This window comes from Thioclava sp. PTB-PU3-1, assembly GCF_055666785.1.
The window spans coordinates 83,586-99,432 of the sequence record NZ_JBVNVL010000004.1 but is presented as its reverse complement, the minus strand read 5'-3'; the positions used below and the strand labels follow the sequence as shown (position 1 = coordinate 99,432).

At 64.3% G+C, this 15,847-nt stretch carries 14 protein-coding genes and 1 tRNA gene; 6 read left to right on the top strand and 9 right to left on the bottom strand.

Annotated features, from left to right (window positions below):
- Nucleotides 1-8: 8 nt before the first annotated feature.
- The 4 genes from dusA to ACZ7GB_RS12375 form a co-directional block, all read right to left on the bottom strand.
- Complete coding sequence (gene dusA / locus ACZ7GB_RS12390) at nt 9-1,007, bottom strand: tRNA dihydrouridine(20/20a) synthase DusA (RefSeq protein WP_472158912.1); 999 nt, start codon at nt 1,005-1,007, stop codon at nt 9-11.
- A gap of 87 nt (nt 1,008-1,094) precedes the next feature.
- Nucleotides 1,095-1,171, bottom strand: a tRNA-Arg gene (locus tag ACZ7GB_RS12385).
- Nucleotides 1,172-1,222: 51 nt separating this feature from the next.
- Nucleotides 1,223-2,329: a 3-dehydroquinate synthase gene (aroB, locus tag ACZ7GB_RS12380; RefSeq protein WP_472158911.1), complete on the bottom strand. Its 1,107-nt coding sequence runs from the start codon at nt 2,327-2,329 to the stop codon at nt 1,223-1,225.
- A complete protein-coding gene (locus ACZ7GB_RS12375; protein WP_472158909.1) occupies nt 2,322-2,894 on the bottom strand; it encodes a shikimate kinase in 573 nt (190 codons plus the stop codon). The genes aroB and ACZ7GB_RS12375 overlap by 8 nt, the downstream gene beginning before the upstream one ends.
- Before the next feature lie 234 nt (nt 2,895-3,128).
- Here ACZ7GB_RS12375 and ACZ7GB_RS12370 point away from each other — a divergent pair, with 234 nt between their 5' ends.
- The 6 genes from ACZ7GB_RS12370 to ACZ7GB_RS12345 all read left to right on the top strand — a co-directional run bounded on the left by ACZ7GB_RS12370 (nt 3,129) and on the right by ACZ7GB_RS12345 (nt 9,301).
- On the top strand, nt 3,129-3,338 hold the full coding sequence (locus ACZ7GB_RS12370) for a hypothetical protein (protein WP_078520626.1): 210 nt from the start codon (nt 3,129-3,131) through the stop codon (nt 3,336-3,338).
- Nucleotides 3,328-4,932, top strand: coding sequence for a hypothetical protein (locus tag ACZ7GB_RS12365; RefSeq protein WP_472158907.1), 1,605 nt, complete (start codon nt 3,328-3,330; stop codon nt 4,930-4,932). The genes ACZ7GB_RS12370 and ACZ7GB_RS12365 overlap by 11 nt, the downstream gene beginning before the upstream one ends.
- Nucleotides 4,929-5,906 (top strand): site-specific tyrosine recombinase XerD, encoded by a 978-nt coding sequence (locus ACZ7GB_RS12360; RefSeq protein ID WP_472158906.1) that lies wholly within the window; start codon nt 4,929-4,931, stop codon nt 5,904-5,906. The genes ACZ7GB_RS12365 and ACZ7GB_RS12360 overlap by 4 nt, the downstream gene beginning before the upstream one ends.
- A 33-nt stretch (nt 5,907-5,939) precedes the next feature.
- Nucleotides 5,940-7,262, top strand: coding sequence for an HlyC/CorC family transporter (locus tag ACZ7GB_RS12355; protein ID WP_078550460.1), 1,323 nt, complete (start codon nt 5,940-5,942; stop codon nt 7,260-7,262).
- A 148-nt stretch (nt 7,263-7,410) separates the two neighbouring features.
- A complete protein-coding gene (gene guaA / locus ACZ7GB_RS12350; RefSeq protein WP_078601468.1) occupies nt 7,411-8,973 on the top strand; it encodes a glutamine-hydrolyzing GMP synthase in 1,563 nt (520 codons plus the stop codon).
- Nucleotides 8,974-9,025: 52 nt separating this feature from the next.
- Entirely contained in the window at nt 9,026-9,301 is a 276-nt protein-coding gene (locus ACZ7GB_RS12345) for a putative quinol monooxygenase (RefSeq protein WP_078520621.1), read from the top strand.
- A gap of 4 nt (nt 9,302-9,305) precedes the next feature.
- On the opposite strand, the gene ACZ7GB_RS12340 is transcribed toward ACZ7GB_RS12345, so the two are convergent.
- The 5 genes from ACZ7GB_RS12340 to ACZ7GB_RS12320 form a co-directional block, all read right to left on the bottom strand.
- Complete coding sequence (locus ACZ7GB_RS12340) at nt 9,306-10,862, bottom strand: trimethylamine methyltransferase family protein (protein ID WP_472158905.1); 1,557 nt, start codon at nt 10,860-10,862, stop codon at nt 9,306-9,308.
- A 71-nt stretch (nt 10,863-10,933) separates the two neighbouring features.
- Entirely contained in the window at nt 10,934-12,019 is a 1,086-nt protein-coding gene (locus ACZ7GB_RS12335; protein WP_472158904.1) for an ABC transporter ATP-binding protein, read from the bottom strand.
- Nucleotides 12,020-12,029: 10 nt separating this feature from the next.
- Nucleotides 12,030-13,670, bottom strand: a complete 1,641-nt coding sequence (locus tag ACZ7GB_RS12330) for an alpha-glucosidase (protein ID WP_078550466.1) — start codon at nt 13,668-13,670, stop codon at nt 12,030-12,032.
- Nucleotides 13,670-14,827, bottom strand: coding sequence for a carbohydrate ABC transporter permease (locus ACZ7GB_RS12325; RefSeq protein WP_078605265.1), 1,158 nt, complete (start codon nt 14,825-14,827; stop codon nt 13,670-13,672). The genes ACZ7GB_RS12330 and ACZ7GB_RS12325 overlap by 1 nt, the downstream gene beginning before the upstream one ends.
- Nucleotides 14,827-15,804: a carbohydrate ABC transporter permease gene (locus tag ACZ7GB_RS12320; RefSeq protein WP_078520616.1), complete on the bottom strand. Its 978-nt coding sequence runs from the start codon at nt 15,802-15,804 to the stop codon at nt 14,827-14,829. The genes ACZ7GB_RS12325 and ACZ7GB_RS12320 overlap by 1 nt, the downstream gene beginning before the upstream one ends.
- Nucleotides 15,805-15,847 lie beyond the last annotated feature (43 nt).

Sequence of the window (15,847 nt, the reverse complement as noted above, 5' to 3'; positions counted from 1 at the left end):
GGTTCCGCTCAGTTAACCCGTTCACGTACGGCTGACAACGCACTCTCGAAAAGTTCAACCCCGGCGCCGTCGCGGGTCGCGCCTTCCGACAGGATCTGCCGGAAGCGGCGCGCGCCGGGCTTGCCGTGGAACAGGCCGAGCATGTGGCGGGTGACCTGGTGCAGCCTGCCGCCACGCTCGATATGACGCGCGATATAGGGGATCATCGCCTGCGCCACGTCGAAGGGATCGCGGGCCTCGCCCTGCCCCCAGATGCGCTGATCGGCGGCGCCCAGCACCTCCATCGGCTGGTGATAGGCGGCGCGGCCCACCATCACCCCGTCGAGCCCTTGCGCGAGTTCCACCTCGGCTGCGGCGAGATCTTTGATGCCGCCATTGATCGACAGATGCAGCTGCGGATAGGCCGCCTTCATCGCGTGGACGAGCGGGTAATCGAGCGGCGGGATTTCGCGGTTGTCCTTGGGCGAGAGGCCTTGCAGCCAAGCCTTGCGGGCATGGATCGTGATGCGGGTCACGCCTGCGGCGGCGACCTTCTCGATGAACTCGGGCAGTACCTCCTGCGGGTCCTGATCGTCCACGCCGATGCGGCATTTCACCGTGACTTCTATCGGTTGCGCGGCGATCATCGCGGCACAGCACTCGGCCACCAGATCGGGCGACTTCATCAAAACCGCGCCGAAGGCCCCGGATTGCACGCGATCGGACGGGCAGCCGCAATTGAGGTTGATCTCGTCATAGCCGAAATCCGCTCCGACCTTCGCCGCCTCGGCCAGTTTCTTGGCGTCCGAGCCGCCGAGTTGCAGCGCCACCGGATGTTCGGCCTCATCGAACCCCAGCAAGCGGTCGCGATCGCCGTGAATCACCGCGGGCGCGGTCACCATCTCGGTATACAGCAGCGCGTTGCGGCTGATCTGGCGGTGGAAATAGCGGCAATGGCGGTCGGTCCAGTCCATCATCGGCGCGACCGAGAGCTTCGCTGCGCGGATCAGGGCGTCATCTGTCGTCATCGCGTCTCTCATCGGGTCTGTCTCGGGGCCGTCTCGATAGCGTCTGTGTCGCCCCCAAGGCGCTGAATTTCCGGAGATTGGGGGAAGTGGCGCACCCAGAAGGATTCGAACCTTCGGCCTCTGCCTTCGGAGGGCAGCGCTCTATCCAGCTGAGCTATGGGTGCCTGAAGCGGCGTATAAAGAAGGAGCGCGCGGCTCGCAACTGGGAAATCGGCTTACCGCGCGGCGAGCGCGTCGTCGAGCACGCCTGCCAGCACATCGCGCGGCACATCCGAGGTCACGAAAGCCTCGCCGATGCCGCGCGCGAGGATGAAGCGCAGCTTGCCGTCGAGCACTTTCTTGTCCTGCGCCATCAGGTCGATCAGCGCGTCGCGGCCCGGCAGATCGCCTTCGATATCGGCGAGATCGGTCTTCATCCCCATGTCGCGCAGGTGCGCGCGAACGCGGCTCGGGGCTTCTTGCGAGCACATGCCGAGGCGCTGGCTCAGCTCGAACGCCATCGCACAACCGATCGCCACGCCCTCGCCATGCAGGAGCCGGTCGGAATAGCCGGTCGCGGCCTCCAGCGCGTGGCAGAAGGTGTGACCGAGGTTGAGAAGCGCGCGGTCGCCCTCCTCCGTCTCGTCGCGGGCCACGATCTCGGCTTTCATCTCGACCGAGCGTTTGACCGCATGCAGACGCTTTTCCATATCGCCAGCGGCCATCGCAGGCGCGTTAGCCTCGAGCCAGTCGAAGAAATTCGCATCGCCCAGAAGCCCGTATTTCACCACCTCGCCATAGCCCGCGAGGAAGTCGCGCGGCTCGAGCGTGCCCAGCACGTCGAGATCGGCCAGCACAAGCGAGGGCTGATGGAAGGCGCCGATCAGGTTCTTGCCCTGCGGCGCGTTGATCCCGGTTTTGCCGCCCACCGAACTGTCGACCTGCGCGAGAAGCGAGGTCGGGATCTGCACGAAACGTACGCCCCGGCGCAGCACGGCGGCCGCAAAGCCAACCAGATCGCCGATCACGCCGCCGCCCAAGGCGATGACGATGTCCTTGCGCTCGACCTTCTGCTCCAGCAGCCATTCGACGGTGCGGGTAAACTGCGGCCAGCTTTTCGTGCCCTCGCCCGGCGGCAGGGTCAGCGAGACCATCTCGATATCGCCAAGGCCGCGGCGCAGGGTCGCGAGATGCAGATCGGCCACCGTCTGATCGGCGACGACAGCCACGCGCGGACGGCGCAGCAAAGGCGCGATCTCGGTGCCTGCGTTTTCCAAAAGCCCGGTGCCGATGCGCACCTCGTAGGAACGCTCGCCCAGCTCGACCGGCACGATCTCACGCATCTTTCACCTCTTCGATCAATCCATCCACCTCGCGCAGATGCGAAACCACCTTGCGCGCCATGCCCTGCACCGAGAGGCCCGGTTCGGCCTCGACCACGATCTGAGCCTTTTGATAATGCGGAATGCGTGCGGCCAGCAGATCGCTCAGCGTCCGTTTGGGGTCGGCCGTGCGCAGCAAGGGCCGCGTATTCTTGTGGCGCACCCTGTTCCACAGGATCTCCAGATCCGCCTTCAGCCAGACCGAGACGCCGAGCCGGTTGATCAGCTCGCGGTTCTTCTCGGAAAGGAAGGCCCCGCCCCCGGTGGAGATCACGCCGGGCGGGCCCATCAAGAGCCGCTCCAGCACTTCCGATTCGCGGGCGCGAAAGAACGGCTCGCCATCGCGGGCGAAAATCTCGGCCACGGTCATCTGGGCGGCGCGTTCGATTTCATGGTCGCTGTCGAGGAATGCCGAATCGAGCACCTTGGACAGGGCGGTGCCGACCGCCGTCTTGCCCGAGCCCATCATGCCGACGAGCACGACGGAGCGCGTCAGATGCCCCTCGATCCCGGTTTCGCCTTCCACCTAGCGCCCCCTGCCTCGCGTCGCCTGCGGTATTCCTGCCCTGTCAATCCCGGCGGGACGGACAAGGCTTGCCATCGGCGGAGCCTTGCACAATCGTGACGCAGGACCCCTTGAATGGCGTGAACTTCCCTGAAATGCCATATATGATCAACGCGAAACCGCAACCAAGAACGGCCCGCCCGCCGAGAGACACGTTATGGGACGGGCCGCGACAGACGGCAGAAAAGAGAGATTATGGGGCGCATCTTCAAGCTTATCGTCATCCTTCTGGTGCTTGGCGCGATCGGCGTGATCGGCTTTGCTTACTTGGGCGACATGAGCCCCGACAGTCAGGAACAGCGGATCGAAGTCACCCTGCCCGACGGCTCGGGCATGGCGGGCACGAGTAATTCCGATGCAGGAACTGCGACAGGCACTGACAGCGAGGCTGCGAGTGGCAACTGATCGCCGTGCGGCGACCCTTGGCCTGATCTGGCTGAGCGGTTTCGCGCTTGGCGGTCTGGTGGCGGGTCCCGCCGCCGCGCAATCGAATGCCGCGGCGGACGCCTCCGCTACGGCCAGCAGCCCTATGTCGGCGATCGACTGGCTGTCGCATTCCCTGAAGTCGGCACCGCGCGATGGCCCGGCGGGCTCGACTGCCCCGGTCACCGGGGCGGGCGGAATCGAAGATATCGCGGTACTCTCGCTCGACGCGCCCTCCGCCGATACGTTGGGGCTGTTGACGCCGGATCGCACCGGGTTGCCGCGCGATCTTTGGGGCAAGACCCCCGAACCGGAACTGGCGCAGGCGCTGCGGGCAATGCCGCTCGATCAGTTGCCCGCGCTGCGGGGGCTGAGCCTGACATTGCTGCTGGCCGAGCTGAACCCGCCGCAGATCGAGACGCCGTCGCAGCGCAACCAGCTATTCCTTGCCCGGATCGACCGGCTTCTGGATATGGGCGCGCTGGAACAGGCCAATGCGCTTCTGGGACAGGCGGGCACCGCCAGCCCCGAGATTTTCCGCCGCAGCTTCGACGTGGCGCTGCTGCTGGGGCAGGAAAACCGCGCCTGCAAGATCATCGAGCGCACGCCCGGCATCGCGCCCTCTTATGCCGCGCGGGTGTTCTGCCTTGCGCGCAATGGGCAATGGGACACGGCCGAGCTGACCTATGGCACGGGTGCCGCGCTGGGGCAGATCCCGCAGGAGGATCGCTCTCTGCTGGAGCAATTCCTCGACCCGGCCCTGGCCGAAGAGGCCGGGGATGCACCGCCCCCCGATCACGTCACGCCGCTCGCGTTCAAGATGATGGAGGCGATCGGTCAGCCGCTACCCACCGCGACGCTGCCTTTGGCCTTCGCGCAGGCCGATCTGACCGAGAATAACGGCTGGAAATCCCAATTGGAGGCCGCAGAGCGTCTGGCCCGTGCGGGCGTGCTCGACCCGAACCGGCTGCTGGGCCTCTATACCGAGCGCAAGGCGGCGGCGTCCGGCGCGCTCTGGGATCGCGTGTCAGCAGTGAGCGCGCTCGATGAGGCGCTCGAGGCGAGCGATACCGAGAGGGTCGCGACCGCCCTGCCCGCCGCTTATGACGTGATGGCCTCGGAAGATCTCGCCCCGGTTCTGGGCGCGCTGTTCGGCGACCAGCTCGCGGGGATGGACCTGCCGGGCCGCGCGGGCCGCCTTGCCTACGAGCTGAGCCTGCTGACCCCGAATTACGAGGAAAACGCCCGGAAAGGCACGCAGAGTTCGGCGCAGGCCGCGCTGTTCAAGGGACTGGCCGCGGGCGATACCAGCGCAACCCCCGCAAGCGGCGCGCGCGATCAGGCGCTGAAGGAGGTCTTCGATGCGCCGCCCGGCGCCGCGCCCGACCGCTACAAGGGATTGCTGCCCGATCAGCTGGGCCTCGCACTGATCGAGGCAATCGGGGATGTGGGCGACGGCGCGAAGGGCGATTATCCGCGGCTGCAGGACGGTCTGAGTCTCTTGCGTCTGGCGGGACTGGAAACGGTCGCGCGGCGCGCCGCGATCGAACTGATCGTGCTGGGAGATCGCGGATGACCGGACCCGGTTCAGACGCGCCGCCCGATCCGCAATGGTTGCCGAGTTTTCTTGATGCGCAATCCGCCGAAGCCGGTGCCGCGCGCAACACGATCCTGAGTTACGGGCGCGATCTCAATGACTTCGCGGGCTTTCGTCAGGCGAAGGGCCTGAGCTACGCGACGCTCACCCGCGCCGATATCGAGACCTATCTGATCCGCTGCGAGGCCGAAGGCTTGGCGAAATCGACCCGCGCGCGCAGGCTCTCGGCGATCCGGCAACTCTATCGCTTTGCCTATGAGGAGGGTTGGCGCGCCGACAATCCGGCGATCCGCATCGCAGGCCCCGGGCGCGCGCAACGCTTGCCGAAGACACTGAGTCTCGAAGAGGTCGAGGCGCTGCTGGAGGCCGCCCGCGATCAAGGGCGCTCGCAGAAGGATCAGATCCGCAATCGCTGCCTGATGGAGCTACTTTACGCGACGGGGATGCGGGTCTCGGAGCTGGTCTCGCTGCCGGTGTCCTCCGCGCGCGGCGATCCGCGGATGCTTCTGGTGCGCGGCAAGGGCGACAAGGAGCGGATGGTGCCGCTCTCGCCACCGGCGCGCGAGGCGCTGGCCGCGTGGCTGACCGCGCGCGACGAGGCTGAAGAGCAGGCCCGCATCGAGCATCGCGCGCCGCCCTCGCGTTTCCTCTTTCCCTCGGGCGGCAAGGAAGGTCACCTGACGCGTCAGGGCTTTCACAAGCTGCTGAAGGACATCGCGGTGAAGGCCGGGGTAAGCCCCGCCAAGGTCACGCCCCACGTCTTGCGCCACGCCTTCGCCACCCATCTACTGCAAGGCGGCGCGGATCTGCGCGCCATCCAGATGCTTCTGGGGCACGCGGACCTGTCGACCACGGAAATCTACACTCATGTCCTCGACGAACGGCTCAAGGAGCTGGTGCTGACGCATCACCCGCTGGCGAAACCGCGCGGCAAAAGTGACGGCACCGCTTGAATGCGCCCTGCCCGCGCCCCATAACCTGACACCATGGAAAACACTCTCGATTTTGCCTTCTGGATCACCGCCGGTTCGATCATCCTACTGCTGGCGCTCTCGGCCTTCTTCTCCGGCTCCGAAACGGCGCTGACGGCGGCCAGTCGCGCCAAGCTGCGCGCGCAGGCCGATAAGGGCGAAAGCGGCGCGCAGACCGCGCTGGAAGTCACCGAGGACAGCGAGCGGCTGATCGGCGCGATCCTTCTGGGCAACAACGTCGTCAACATCCTGTCCGCCTCGCTGGCGACGGCTTTGATGACGCGGGTCTTCGGGCAATCGGGGGTGGCGCTGGCGACGCTGGTGATGACGGTGCTGGTGCTGGTCTTCTCGGAAGTGCTGCCCAAGACCTATGCGATCACCCTGCCCGAGAAAGTCGCCTCGAAGGTCGCGGGGCCGATCCGCGTGGTCACGCTCGTCCTCGCCCCGATCGTCGCCATCGTGCGGATGATCGTGCGCGGCATCCTCTATGCCTTCGGGATGCGGACCGACAAGGACACCCATATGTTCTCGATCCACGAGGAGATCGCAGGCGCGCTGGCGCTGGGGCAATCCGAGGGCACGGTCGACAAGGAAGACCGTGACCGGTTGCTGGGCGCGCTCGATCTGGGCAATCGCACGGTCGAAGAGATCATGCTCCACCGGAGCCAGATCGAGATGATCGATATCGAGGAAGATCCCGACACGATCCTGACGGCGGTGCTGTCCTCGCCGCACACTCGCCTGCCGCTCTATCGCGGCGAGCGCGAGAACGTGGTGGGCGTCATCCACTCGAAAGACCTGCTGCGCGCGGTCGAGAAGGTCGTGCGTGGGGGCGACGGGACGTTGGAAAGCGTCGCCGATCTCGACATCGCCAAGGTGATGATGAAGCCCTATTTCGTCCCCGAGACGACGCCGCTCGACGAGCAGATGCAGGAGTTCCTGAAGCGTCGCACCCATTTCGCGCTGGTGGTGGATGAATATGGCGACCTGCGGGGTCTGCTGACACTGGAGGACATCCTCGAAGAGATCGTCGGCGAGATCACCGACGAGTTCGACCCCAAGGCCGAGAAGCGTCTGAAGCCCACCGAGAGTGGCGATTACATCGTCGACGGCGCGATGACGATCCGCGACCTGAACCGTGAGACCGACTGGACGCTGCCCGACGAAGAGGCCAATACCGTGGCCGGTCTGGTGATCCACGAGGCGCAGACGATCCCGACCGAGGGGCAGGTGTTTTCCTTCCACGGCTTCCGCTTCGAGGTCGCAGGCCGCAAGGACAACCGGATCACGCGGCTGAAGATCCGGCCGCTGATCCCGGGCGGTTATCCGGAGAGCTGAGAGGCGATGTCAGAGGGGGCGCTGCCCCCGCGGCTGCGCCGCTCCCCGGGATATTTTTGCCAAGAGGAAGGGGTCAGCCGCGCGATAAATTACCGTCGCGCAAGCTGCCCTCTTGCCAAGCGCGAAAACGCGTCCTAATGCCAACGGCATGACAGACCATCAGCGCCTCCTCATCATCGACTTCGGCTCTCAAGTCACGCAGCTGATTGCGCGGCGGCTTCGCGAGCTGAATGTTTACTGCGAAATCCATCCCTATCAGAACGTCACCGACGCCTTCCTGAAAGAGTTCGCCCCGAAAGCGATCATCTTCTCCGGCGGGCCGGATTCGGTTACGCGCGAGGGCTCTCCACGGCCGCCGAAATCGGCCTATGAACTGGGCGTACCGATCCTCGGCATCTGCTACGGCCAGCAGGTGATGATGCAGGATCTGGGCGGTCTGGTGGAGGCCAAGCACGGCTCCGCCGAATTCGGGCGCGCCTATGTGACGCCGACCGAGACGCGGATCGATCTGCTCAATGGCTGGTTCATGGATGGCGCGGGCCGCGAGCAGGTCTGGATGAGCCATGGCGACCATGTCAGCCGCATCGCACCGGGCTTCGAGGTCTATGGCACCTCGCCGGGCGCCCCTTACGCGATCACCGCCGATCTGAGCCGTCGCTTCTACGCGGTGCAGTTCCACCCGGAAGTGCATCACACGCCCAACGGCAAGACGCTCTACGAGAACTTCGTGCGCGACGCGGGCTTCACCGGCGACTGGACGATGGACGCCTATCGCGACGAGGCGATCCGCCAGATCCGCGAGCAGGTGGGCGACAGCCATGTGATCTGCGGTCTGTCCGGCGGCGTCGACAGCTCGGTCACCGCGATCCTGCTGCACGAGGCGATCGGCGATCAGCTGACCTGTGTCTTCGTGGATCATGGCCTGCTGCGGATGAACGAGGCCGAGGAAGTGGTCACGATGTTCCGCGACCATTACAACATCAAGCTGATCCATGCCGATGAGAGCGAGCTGTTCCTCGGCGAGCTGGAAGGCGTCACCGACCCTGAGGTCAAGCGCAAGACGATCGGGCGCCTCTTCATCGACGTGTTCCAGAAATATGCGGGTGAGATCGAGGATGCGAGCTTCCTCGCGCAGGGCACGCTTTATCCCGATGTCATTGAATCGGTGAGCTTCTCGGGCGGTCCCTCGGTTACCATCAAGTCGCACCACAATGTGGGCGGTCTCCCCGAGAAGATGGGCCTCAAGCTGGTCGAGCCGCTGCGCGAGCTGTTCAAGGACGAGGTCCGCGCGCTCGGTCACGAGCTGGGTCTGCCGGCGTCGTTCATCGGCCGTCACCCCTTCCCCGGCCCCGGCCTCGCAATCCGCTGCCCCGGCGAGATCACCCGCGACAAGCTGGAAATCCTGCGCAAAGCCGACGCGGTCTATATCGACCAGATCCGCAAGCACGGGCTTTATGATGAGATCTGGCAGGCCTTCGTCGCGATCCTGCCGGTGCGCACCGTCGGCGTGATGGGCGACGGGCGGACCTATGATTACGCCTGCGCCCTGCGCGCGGTGACGAGCGTCGACGGGATGACCGCCGATTACTACCCGTTCAGCCATGAATTCCTCGGCGAGACCGCGACGCGGATCATCAACGAGGTGAAGGGCATCAACCGGGTGACCTACGACATCACCTCGAAGCCCCCCGGCACGATCGAGTGGGAGTGAGTTTCAGGCCCGCGTCCGAAAGGCGCGGGCCTTTTCTTTTGGGGAGACAAAGATGGCCGTCAAACTGACTGGGCGCCTGATCTGCGCCGATGCCGCCGAGGTGGGGATTGTCCGCGTTCACCTGCCCGAGCATATCGCGCTCACCCATGCCGAGCCGGGATGCGAGATGTTCGAAGTCAGGCAAGGAGCCGATCCGCTGGTCTTCACCGTCACGGAACGCTTCACCGACCGGGCCGCGTTCGAGGCGCATCAGGCGCGAACGAAGGCCTCGGAATGGGGCCGCGCGACCCAGGGGATCGCGCGGGACTATCAGATCGAGGAAGACTGAGCGGTTACAGGAAGGCGTCGGGCACTTCGGCCTTCTTGCGCGCGACATAAGCCGCCAGCGCCTCGGCGACGCTCGGATCCATCGCGGGCTGCTGATACTCGCCGAGCATCTTCTCGACCCGCTTCGTCGCCAGCGCCATAGTGTCGGGCGCGCCCTGTTCTTCCCAGGTCTCGAAGGGGCGGTAATCGAGCAGTTTCGTGCGCCAGAACGCATCCTTGAAGTTCGCCTGCGTATGGGCGCAGCCGAGATAGTGACCGCCCGGGCCGACCTCGCGGATCGCATCCATCGCCTGACCGTTCTCCGAGATGTCGACACCCTTGGCGAGGCTGTGCAGAATGCCCAGCTGGTCGGCATCCATCACGAATTTCTCGTAGGACGAGACCAGACCGCCCTCCAGCCAGCCGCAACCATGCAGCATGAAGTTCACACCCGCATAGAGCCCGTTATTGAGCGTATTCGCAGTCTCGTAAGCGGCCTGCGCATCGGGCAGCTTGGACCCGGTGAAACCGCCCGCCGAGCGATACGGCAGGTTCAGACGCCGCGCGAGCTGCCCCGCGCCCAGCGTGATCAGCGAGGCTTCGGGCGTGCCGAAAGTGGGTGCGCCCGAGTTCATGTCGATCGAGGTGACAAACGCCCCGAAGATCACCGGCGCGCCGGGACGGATCAGCTGGGAATAAGCCACGCCTGCCAGCACTTCGGCCAGCACCTGCGTCAGCGTGCCCGCGACCGAGACCGGCGCCATCGCGCCACCGACGATGAAGGGCGAGATGATACAGGCCTGATTGGCCTTCGCATAGACCTCGAGCGCCCCCATCATCGTGGAGTCGAAGGTCAGCGGCGAGTTGATGTTGATGAGCGAGGTCATCACGGTGTTCTGGTCGACGAACTCGTCACCGAAGAGGATCTTCGACATCTCGACGCTGTCGGCGGCGCGCGAGGGTTCGGTGACCGAGCCCATATAGGGCTTGTCGCTAAGCGTCATATGCGCGTGGAGCATGTCGAAATGGCGTTTGTTCACCGCCACATCGGTCGGCTCGCAGACGGTGCCGCCCGAATGGTGGACCCATTTCGACATGTAGCCGAGTTTCACGAAGTTCCGGAAATCCTCGATCGTTGCGTAGCGGCGGCCACCCTGGCTGTCGCGCACGAAGGGCGGGCCATAGACCGGCGCGATGACGAGGTTGCGCCCGCCGATCTCGACATTGCGTTCGGGGTTGCGGGCGTGCTGGGTGAATTGCGACGGCGCGGTCGCGCAGAGCTTGCGGGCAAGGCCGCGCGGGATGCGCACGCGTTCGCCTTCGATCGAGGCCCCGGCCTCGCGCCAGCGTTCCAGCGCTTCGGGGTTCTCGACGAAATTGACGCCGATCTCTTCGAGCACGGTTTCCGCGTTATGCTCGATGATCTCGAGGGCTTCCTCGTTCAGGATTTCCATGTCGGGAATGTTGCGCGTGATGAAGCGCGAGAACTCCACCTTCACGGCCGTGCGTTCGGCCCGACGGGCTGCCCCGCCACCGCCGCGCGCGCGACGCCCCACACGTTCACCCAGTTCCGAATCGGCCATGATTGCCTCCGCCCGTTTATCTCGCCTCAAACTAACGGGCAGAGGGATGCGCGATGGCCTGTTTGCGTCCGTCAGCGGTAGAGAAGCGACTGACCGTCCGCGAAGAGATGCACTTTGGACGGATCGGCGCCGAGAGAAATCTCGGTATAGCGGCGGTCGTGATGGATGCCGGGCAGTTTGGCGATGATCGGGTCGTGACCGCCTTCGGCCTCGAAATAGAGAAGCGTCACCTCGCCCAGAGCTTCGACGATATCGACGCGACCGGTGTAGATCGCCGCATCCTCGGTGGGCACGAAATCCTCCGGGCGCACCCCGATTTTCACGCGGCGCGACAGGTCCTCGGGACGCGTCGGGATGGTGGAGCGTGCGATGCCGCCGCCATCGAGTTTCACCGTGGTCATCTCGCCCGTCTCGGAGATCTCGCCCGACAAAAGATTCATCGCCGGAGACCCGATGAACTGCGCGACGAATTCGTTGCGCGGCTGCTCATAGAGTTCCAGCGGCGTGCCGACCTGCGCGATCCCCTTATTCGCCAGCACCACGATCCGCGTCGCGAGCGTCATCGCCTCGACCTGATCGTGAGTGACGTAGATCATCGTGCGATCGGGCATCGCTTCTTTGAGCTGGGCGATCTCGATCCGGGTGGCGACGCGCAGCGCCGCATCGAGGTTCGAGAGCGGTTCGTCGAAGAGATAGACCTTCGGGTCGCGCACGATGGCGCGCCCGATGGCGACACGCTGCCGCTGACCGCCCGAGAGCGCCTTGGGCAAACGGTCGAGATAGTCGGTCAGTTGCAGCATATCCGCCGCCTTCTCGACGGCGGCATCGATCTCGTCCTTGCTCATCTTCGCGATCTTCAAGGCGAAGGCCATGTTGTCGCGCACCGTCATGTGCGGATAGAGCGCGTAGGACTGGAAGACCATCGCGATGCCGCGGTTCGACGGCGGCACGTCATTCATCCGCACCCCGTCGATCTCGAGCGTGCCGCCCGTGATTTTCTCGAGCCCCGCGATCATCCGCAAAAGCGTCGATTTCCCGCAGCCCGAGGGCCCCACGAAGACGATCAGCTCACCCGCTTTGATGTCAAGGTTGATGTTCTCGAGAACCGACACCTCGCCATAGCTCTTCGCGACGTTTTCCAGTTTGAGTTCGGCCATAGTCTCCCCCTCAGGCCTCGTGTTCGTCGAGGCGCAGAATGCTCGGCTGCCATGGGCCGAGATGCAAAGTGTGATCGGGCATCGGTCGGATCGAGCCCAGCTCGCCCCCCACCGTCACCCAGTTGCCCGGCGGAACGGTGGCGTTCACCGGATGATCGGACAGGTTGAAATAGCACAGGATCGTCTCCTCCTCGTTCCTGCGCGTGAAGACCAGAAGGTCGCCGGAGCAATACATATCCTCCATCGCGCCGGTCCGAAGCACGTCGTGATTGCGACGGAAGCCGATGGCGCGGCGGTAATGGTGCAGCAGCGAGGCGGGATCGTGCTCGGCCACATCGGTCGCGATGTTCTGGTGCGTGGTGGGCACCGGAAGCCACGGGCGCGCCTGCGAGAAGCCCGCATAGGCGGCGTCGCGTTCCCAGACCATCGGTGTACGGCAGCCATCGCGGCCCTTGAATTCGGGCCAGAACTCCTTGCCGTAAGGATCCTGCAGGTCTTCGTAGGACAGCTCCGCCTCGGGCAGCCCCAGTTCCTCGCCCTGATACAGGCAAAGCGAGCCGCGCAGGCACATCATCAGCGAGGTATAGAGACGTGCCGAGGCCGGCGTCAGCTGCCAGCGCGAGATATGGCGCTCCACATCGTGGTTCGAATAGGCCCAGCAGACCCAGCCGTCCTTGGCGACCGCATCGACCTTGTCGAAGACGGATTTGAAATAGCTCGCCTTGAGCGGTTCATGCCCGGAGAGCAGCTCGAAGGCGTAGGACATCTGCATCTTGTCCGCGCCGGAGGTGTATTCGCCCAGAATCTCCAGCCCGCGCTGGCTGTCGCCCACCTCGCCCACGGCCGCCGCGTTGTAGTTGTTCATCAGCGTCCGGAGCTTGCGCAGGAAGCGCAGGTTCTCGGGGTTGTTCTTGTCGTAGATATGGCGCTGGTGATTGTAGGGGTTCACCTTGGGCGCGGTCTGGTCGTTACGCTCTTCCGGCGGCAGCGGCGGGTTATCGCGCAGCTCGTCGTCATGCATATAGAAGTTGATCGTATCGAGGCGGAAGCCATCGACACCGCGCTCCAGCCAGAACTGCGCGACATTGAGCAATTCCTGCGTCACTTCCGGGTTGTGGAAGTTCAGATCGGGCTGCTCCACGAGGAAGTTGTGCATGTAATACTGCTCGCGCCGGCTGTCCCAGTGCCAGCCCGGCCCCCCGAAGATCGACAGCCAGTTATTGGGCGGCGTGCCGTCGGGCTTGGGATCGGCCCAGACATACCAGTCGGCCTTCGGGTTGTCCCGGCTCGACCGGCTTTCCTGGAACCATGGGTGCTGATCGGAGGTATGGCTCAGCACCAGATCGATCATCACCTTCAGACCCAGCGCGTGGGCCGTCGCGATCACCTGGTCGAAATCGGCGAGGCTGCCGAACATCGGATCGACATCGGTGTAATCGCTGACGTCATACCCGAAATCCTTCATCGGCGAGGTGAAGAAGGGGGAGATCCAGACCGCATCTGCCCCGAGGCTCGCGACATGCGGCAGGCGGCGGACGATCCCGAGAAGATCGCCGATGCCATCGCCATTGCTGTCTTGAAAGCTGCGCGGATAGATCTGGTAGATCACGGCCCCGCGCCACCAGTCTTCTTTCTTAGTAAGGGTTTTCATCAACCACCTTTAACCGAACCCGCCAGCAGACCGCGGACGAGATATTTCTGCATAGCGAAGAACACCAGAAGCGGCACGGCGATGGAGATGAAGGCGGCGGACGCCAGAATGCCCCAGTCGCCGCCGCGCGACCCCAGAAGGTCGTCGGCGATCTTCACAGTCATCACCTTCGAGGCGTCGTTCGCCGGAAGGAAGACCTTCGCGACAAGTAGGTCATTCCAGACCCAGAGGAATTGGAAGATTGCAAAAGAAGCAAGCGCCGGGAATGACAAAGGCAGCACGATTTTCATGAAGATCTGGAAATCGGTCGCCCCGTCGACCTTCGCGCTCTCGATGATGTCGCGCGGAAGACCGACCATGTAGTTGCGCAACAGGTAGATCGCGAGCGGCAAGCCGAACCCGGTATGGGCCAGCCATATCCCGAGGAAGCTCTGCCCGATACCGATCTCCTGATGGAGCCGCAGGAGCGGCACCAGCGCGAGCTGCAGCGGCACGACCAGAAGGCCCACGACCGCCGCGATCAAGAGGCCCCGGCCCGGAAACTCCATCCAGGCCAGCGCATAGGCCGCGAAGGCCGCCACGAGGATCGGGATGATCGTCGCCGGGATCGTCACCGTCAGCGTGTTCATGAAGGCCTGCCCCATGCCGTCCGAGAACAGCACGTTGCGATAATTGGCCAGCGTGAAGGCGGGCGGCATCTCGGCCACGAAATAGACCCGCGGGCCCGAACCGTCGAAGCTCGTCTTCGACGTGGCCTTGTAGGTGCCGTCCTTGGCGACGCTTAGCGTGCCGCCGTCGCCGGTATCGACCGTCTCCCCCGCCTTGTAGGCGCCCGGCTTGATGCCCGAGGTGCCGAAGGCGGTGATCGTCGTGCCCGCTTTCAGGTCATTCGCGTTCTGCCCACTATTGAGCAGATCGCCCTCGAGCACGTAGAGCCCGTCGACCTGTTTCTCACCGTCGGCCGGGATGCGGTCGCGGAAGGCTTTCTCCACCGAGAAGGCCGCGTCCCACCAACCCGACTGGCTGATCTGGTCGGTCGTGCGGAAGGAGCTGACCAGAAGCCCCACCGTCGGCACGAGCCAGAGCACCACCATGAAGACGACCGAGAGTTGCACCGCCCATGTCAGGCGCGATTTCTGTCCTGCGATAGCGGCCATCAGCGCGTCTCCCTACGGGCTTGAATGATGTTCCAGATCATCACCGGCAGCACGATGATCATGATGACGAAGGCCACAGCCGTCGCGCGCCCGTCATCGCGGAACATGTATTGCATCATGTAGCTGGGCAGGATCTGCGTGCCGAAATTCCCGCCGGTCGTTGCGTAGACGATGTCGAAGACCTTCAGCACGAGGATCGTGATCGTGGTCCAGACCACGACGATCGTCGGCATAATCTGCGGCACCTTGATCTTGAAGAACAGCTGGAACGGGTTGGCGCCGTCGAGCACCGCGGCCTCGATCGTCTCCTCGGGGATGCCACGCAGCGCGGCCGAGAGGATCACCATCGCGAAGCCGGTCTGGATCCAGATCAGGATCACCATCAGGAAGAAGTTGTTCCAGAACGGCACCTGAAGCGGGTCGAGCGGCTGCATGTGGAAGGCCACGCGGATCGCGTTGATCATCCCGATATCGGGGTTCACCGCGTAGACGAATTTCCAGATCAGCGAGGCGCCCACGAAGGAGATCGCCATCGGCATGAAAATCAACGATTTCGCGATGTTGCCCCATTTGATCCGGTCGGTGAGCTGCGCTGCAAGCAGACCGAGGAAGGTCGCGAGCGCGGGTACCACCAGCACCCAGAGGAAGTTGTTGAACACGGCCTGACGGAAACTCGGATCCATCGCGAGCCGTTCGTAATTCCCAAGGCCCACGAAAGTGCCGCCGTCGCGGTTGAACAGCGAGCGCCAGAACGAGCCGACCACCGGATAGGCCAGATAGAGGCCGAGCGCGAAGATCGCCGGGAACAGGAACAGCCAAGGGCGGACCATGTTCGCGCGGTTGATGTTGCGCCCCGGGTCTTTGCCGCTCGGCGGGAAGATGACTTTGTCGAGGACGATATTCGCGGCGTAGAAATAGGCGACACAGCCGCCCACCCCAAGCGCGATCGTAATCAGACCCTGCAAGATCGGTGACATCTGGCCCCTCCCCGAACCGGCGTGAAAAGATGCGAACGCCCCC

Excerpts from the sequence above, each read along its gene's own strand:
- dusA (WP_472158912.1), bottom strand. The coding sequence starts at position 1,007 with ATGACGACAGATGACGCCCTGATCCGCGCAGCGAAGCTCTCGGTCGCG.
- aroB (WP_472158911.1), bottom strand. The coding sequence starts at position 2,329 with ATGCGTGAGATCGTGCCGGTCGAGCTGGGCGAGCGTTCCTACGAGGTG.
- ACZ7GB_RS12370 (WP_078520626.1), top strand. The coding sequence starts at position 3,129 with ATGGGGCGCATCTTCAAGCTTATCGTCATCCTTCTGGTGCTTGGCGCG.
- ACZ7GB_RS12360 (WP_472158906.1), top strand. The coding sequence starts at position 4,929 with ATGACCGGACCCGGTTCAGACGCGCCGCCCGATCCGCAATGGTTGCCG.
- ACZ7GB_RS12355 (WP_078550460.1), top strand. The coding sequence starts at position 5,940 with ATGGAAAACACTCTCGATTTTGCCTTCTGGATCACCGCCGGTTCGATC.
- guaA (WP_078601468.1), top strand. The coding sequence starts at position 7,411 with ATGACAGACCATCAGCGCCTCCTCATCATCGACTTCGGCTCTCAAGTC.
- ACZ7GB_RS12345 (WP_078520621.1), top strand. The coding sequence starts at position 9,026 with ATGGCCGTCAAACTGACTGGGCGCCTGATCTGCGCCGATGCCGCCGAG.
- ACZ7GB_RS12340 (WP_472158905.1), bottom strand. The coding sequence starts at position 10,862 with ATGGCCGATTCGGAACTGGGTGAACGTGTGGGGCGTCGCGCGCGCGGC.
- ACZ7GB_RS12335 (WP_472158904.1), bottom strand. The coding sequence starts at position 12,019 with ATGGCCGAACTCAAACTGGAAAACGTCGCGAAGAGCTATGGCGAGGTG.
- ACZ7GB_RS12330 (WP_078550466.1), bottom strand. The coding sequence starts at position 13,670 with ATGAAAACCCTTACTAAGAAAGAAGACTGGTGGCGCGGGGCCGTGATC.
- ACZ7GB_RS12325 (WP_078605265.1), bottom strand. The coding sequence starts at position 14,827 with ATGGCCGCTATCGCAGGACAGAAATCGCGCCTGACATGGGCGGTGCAA.
- ACZ7GB_RS12320 (WP_078520616.1), bottom strand. The coding sequence starts at position 15,804 with ATGTCACCGATCTTGCAGGGTCTGATTACGATCGCGCTTGGGGTGGGC.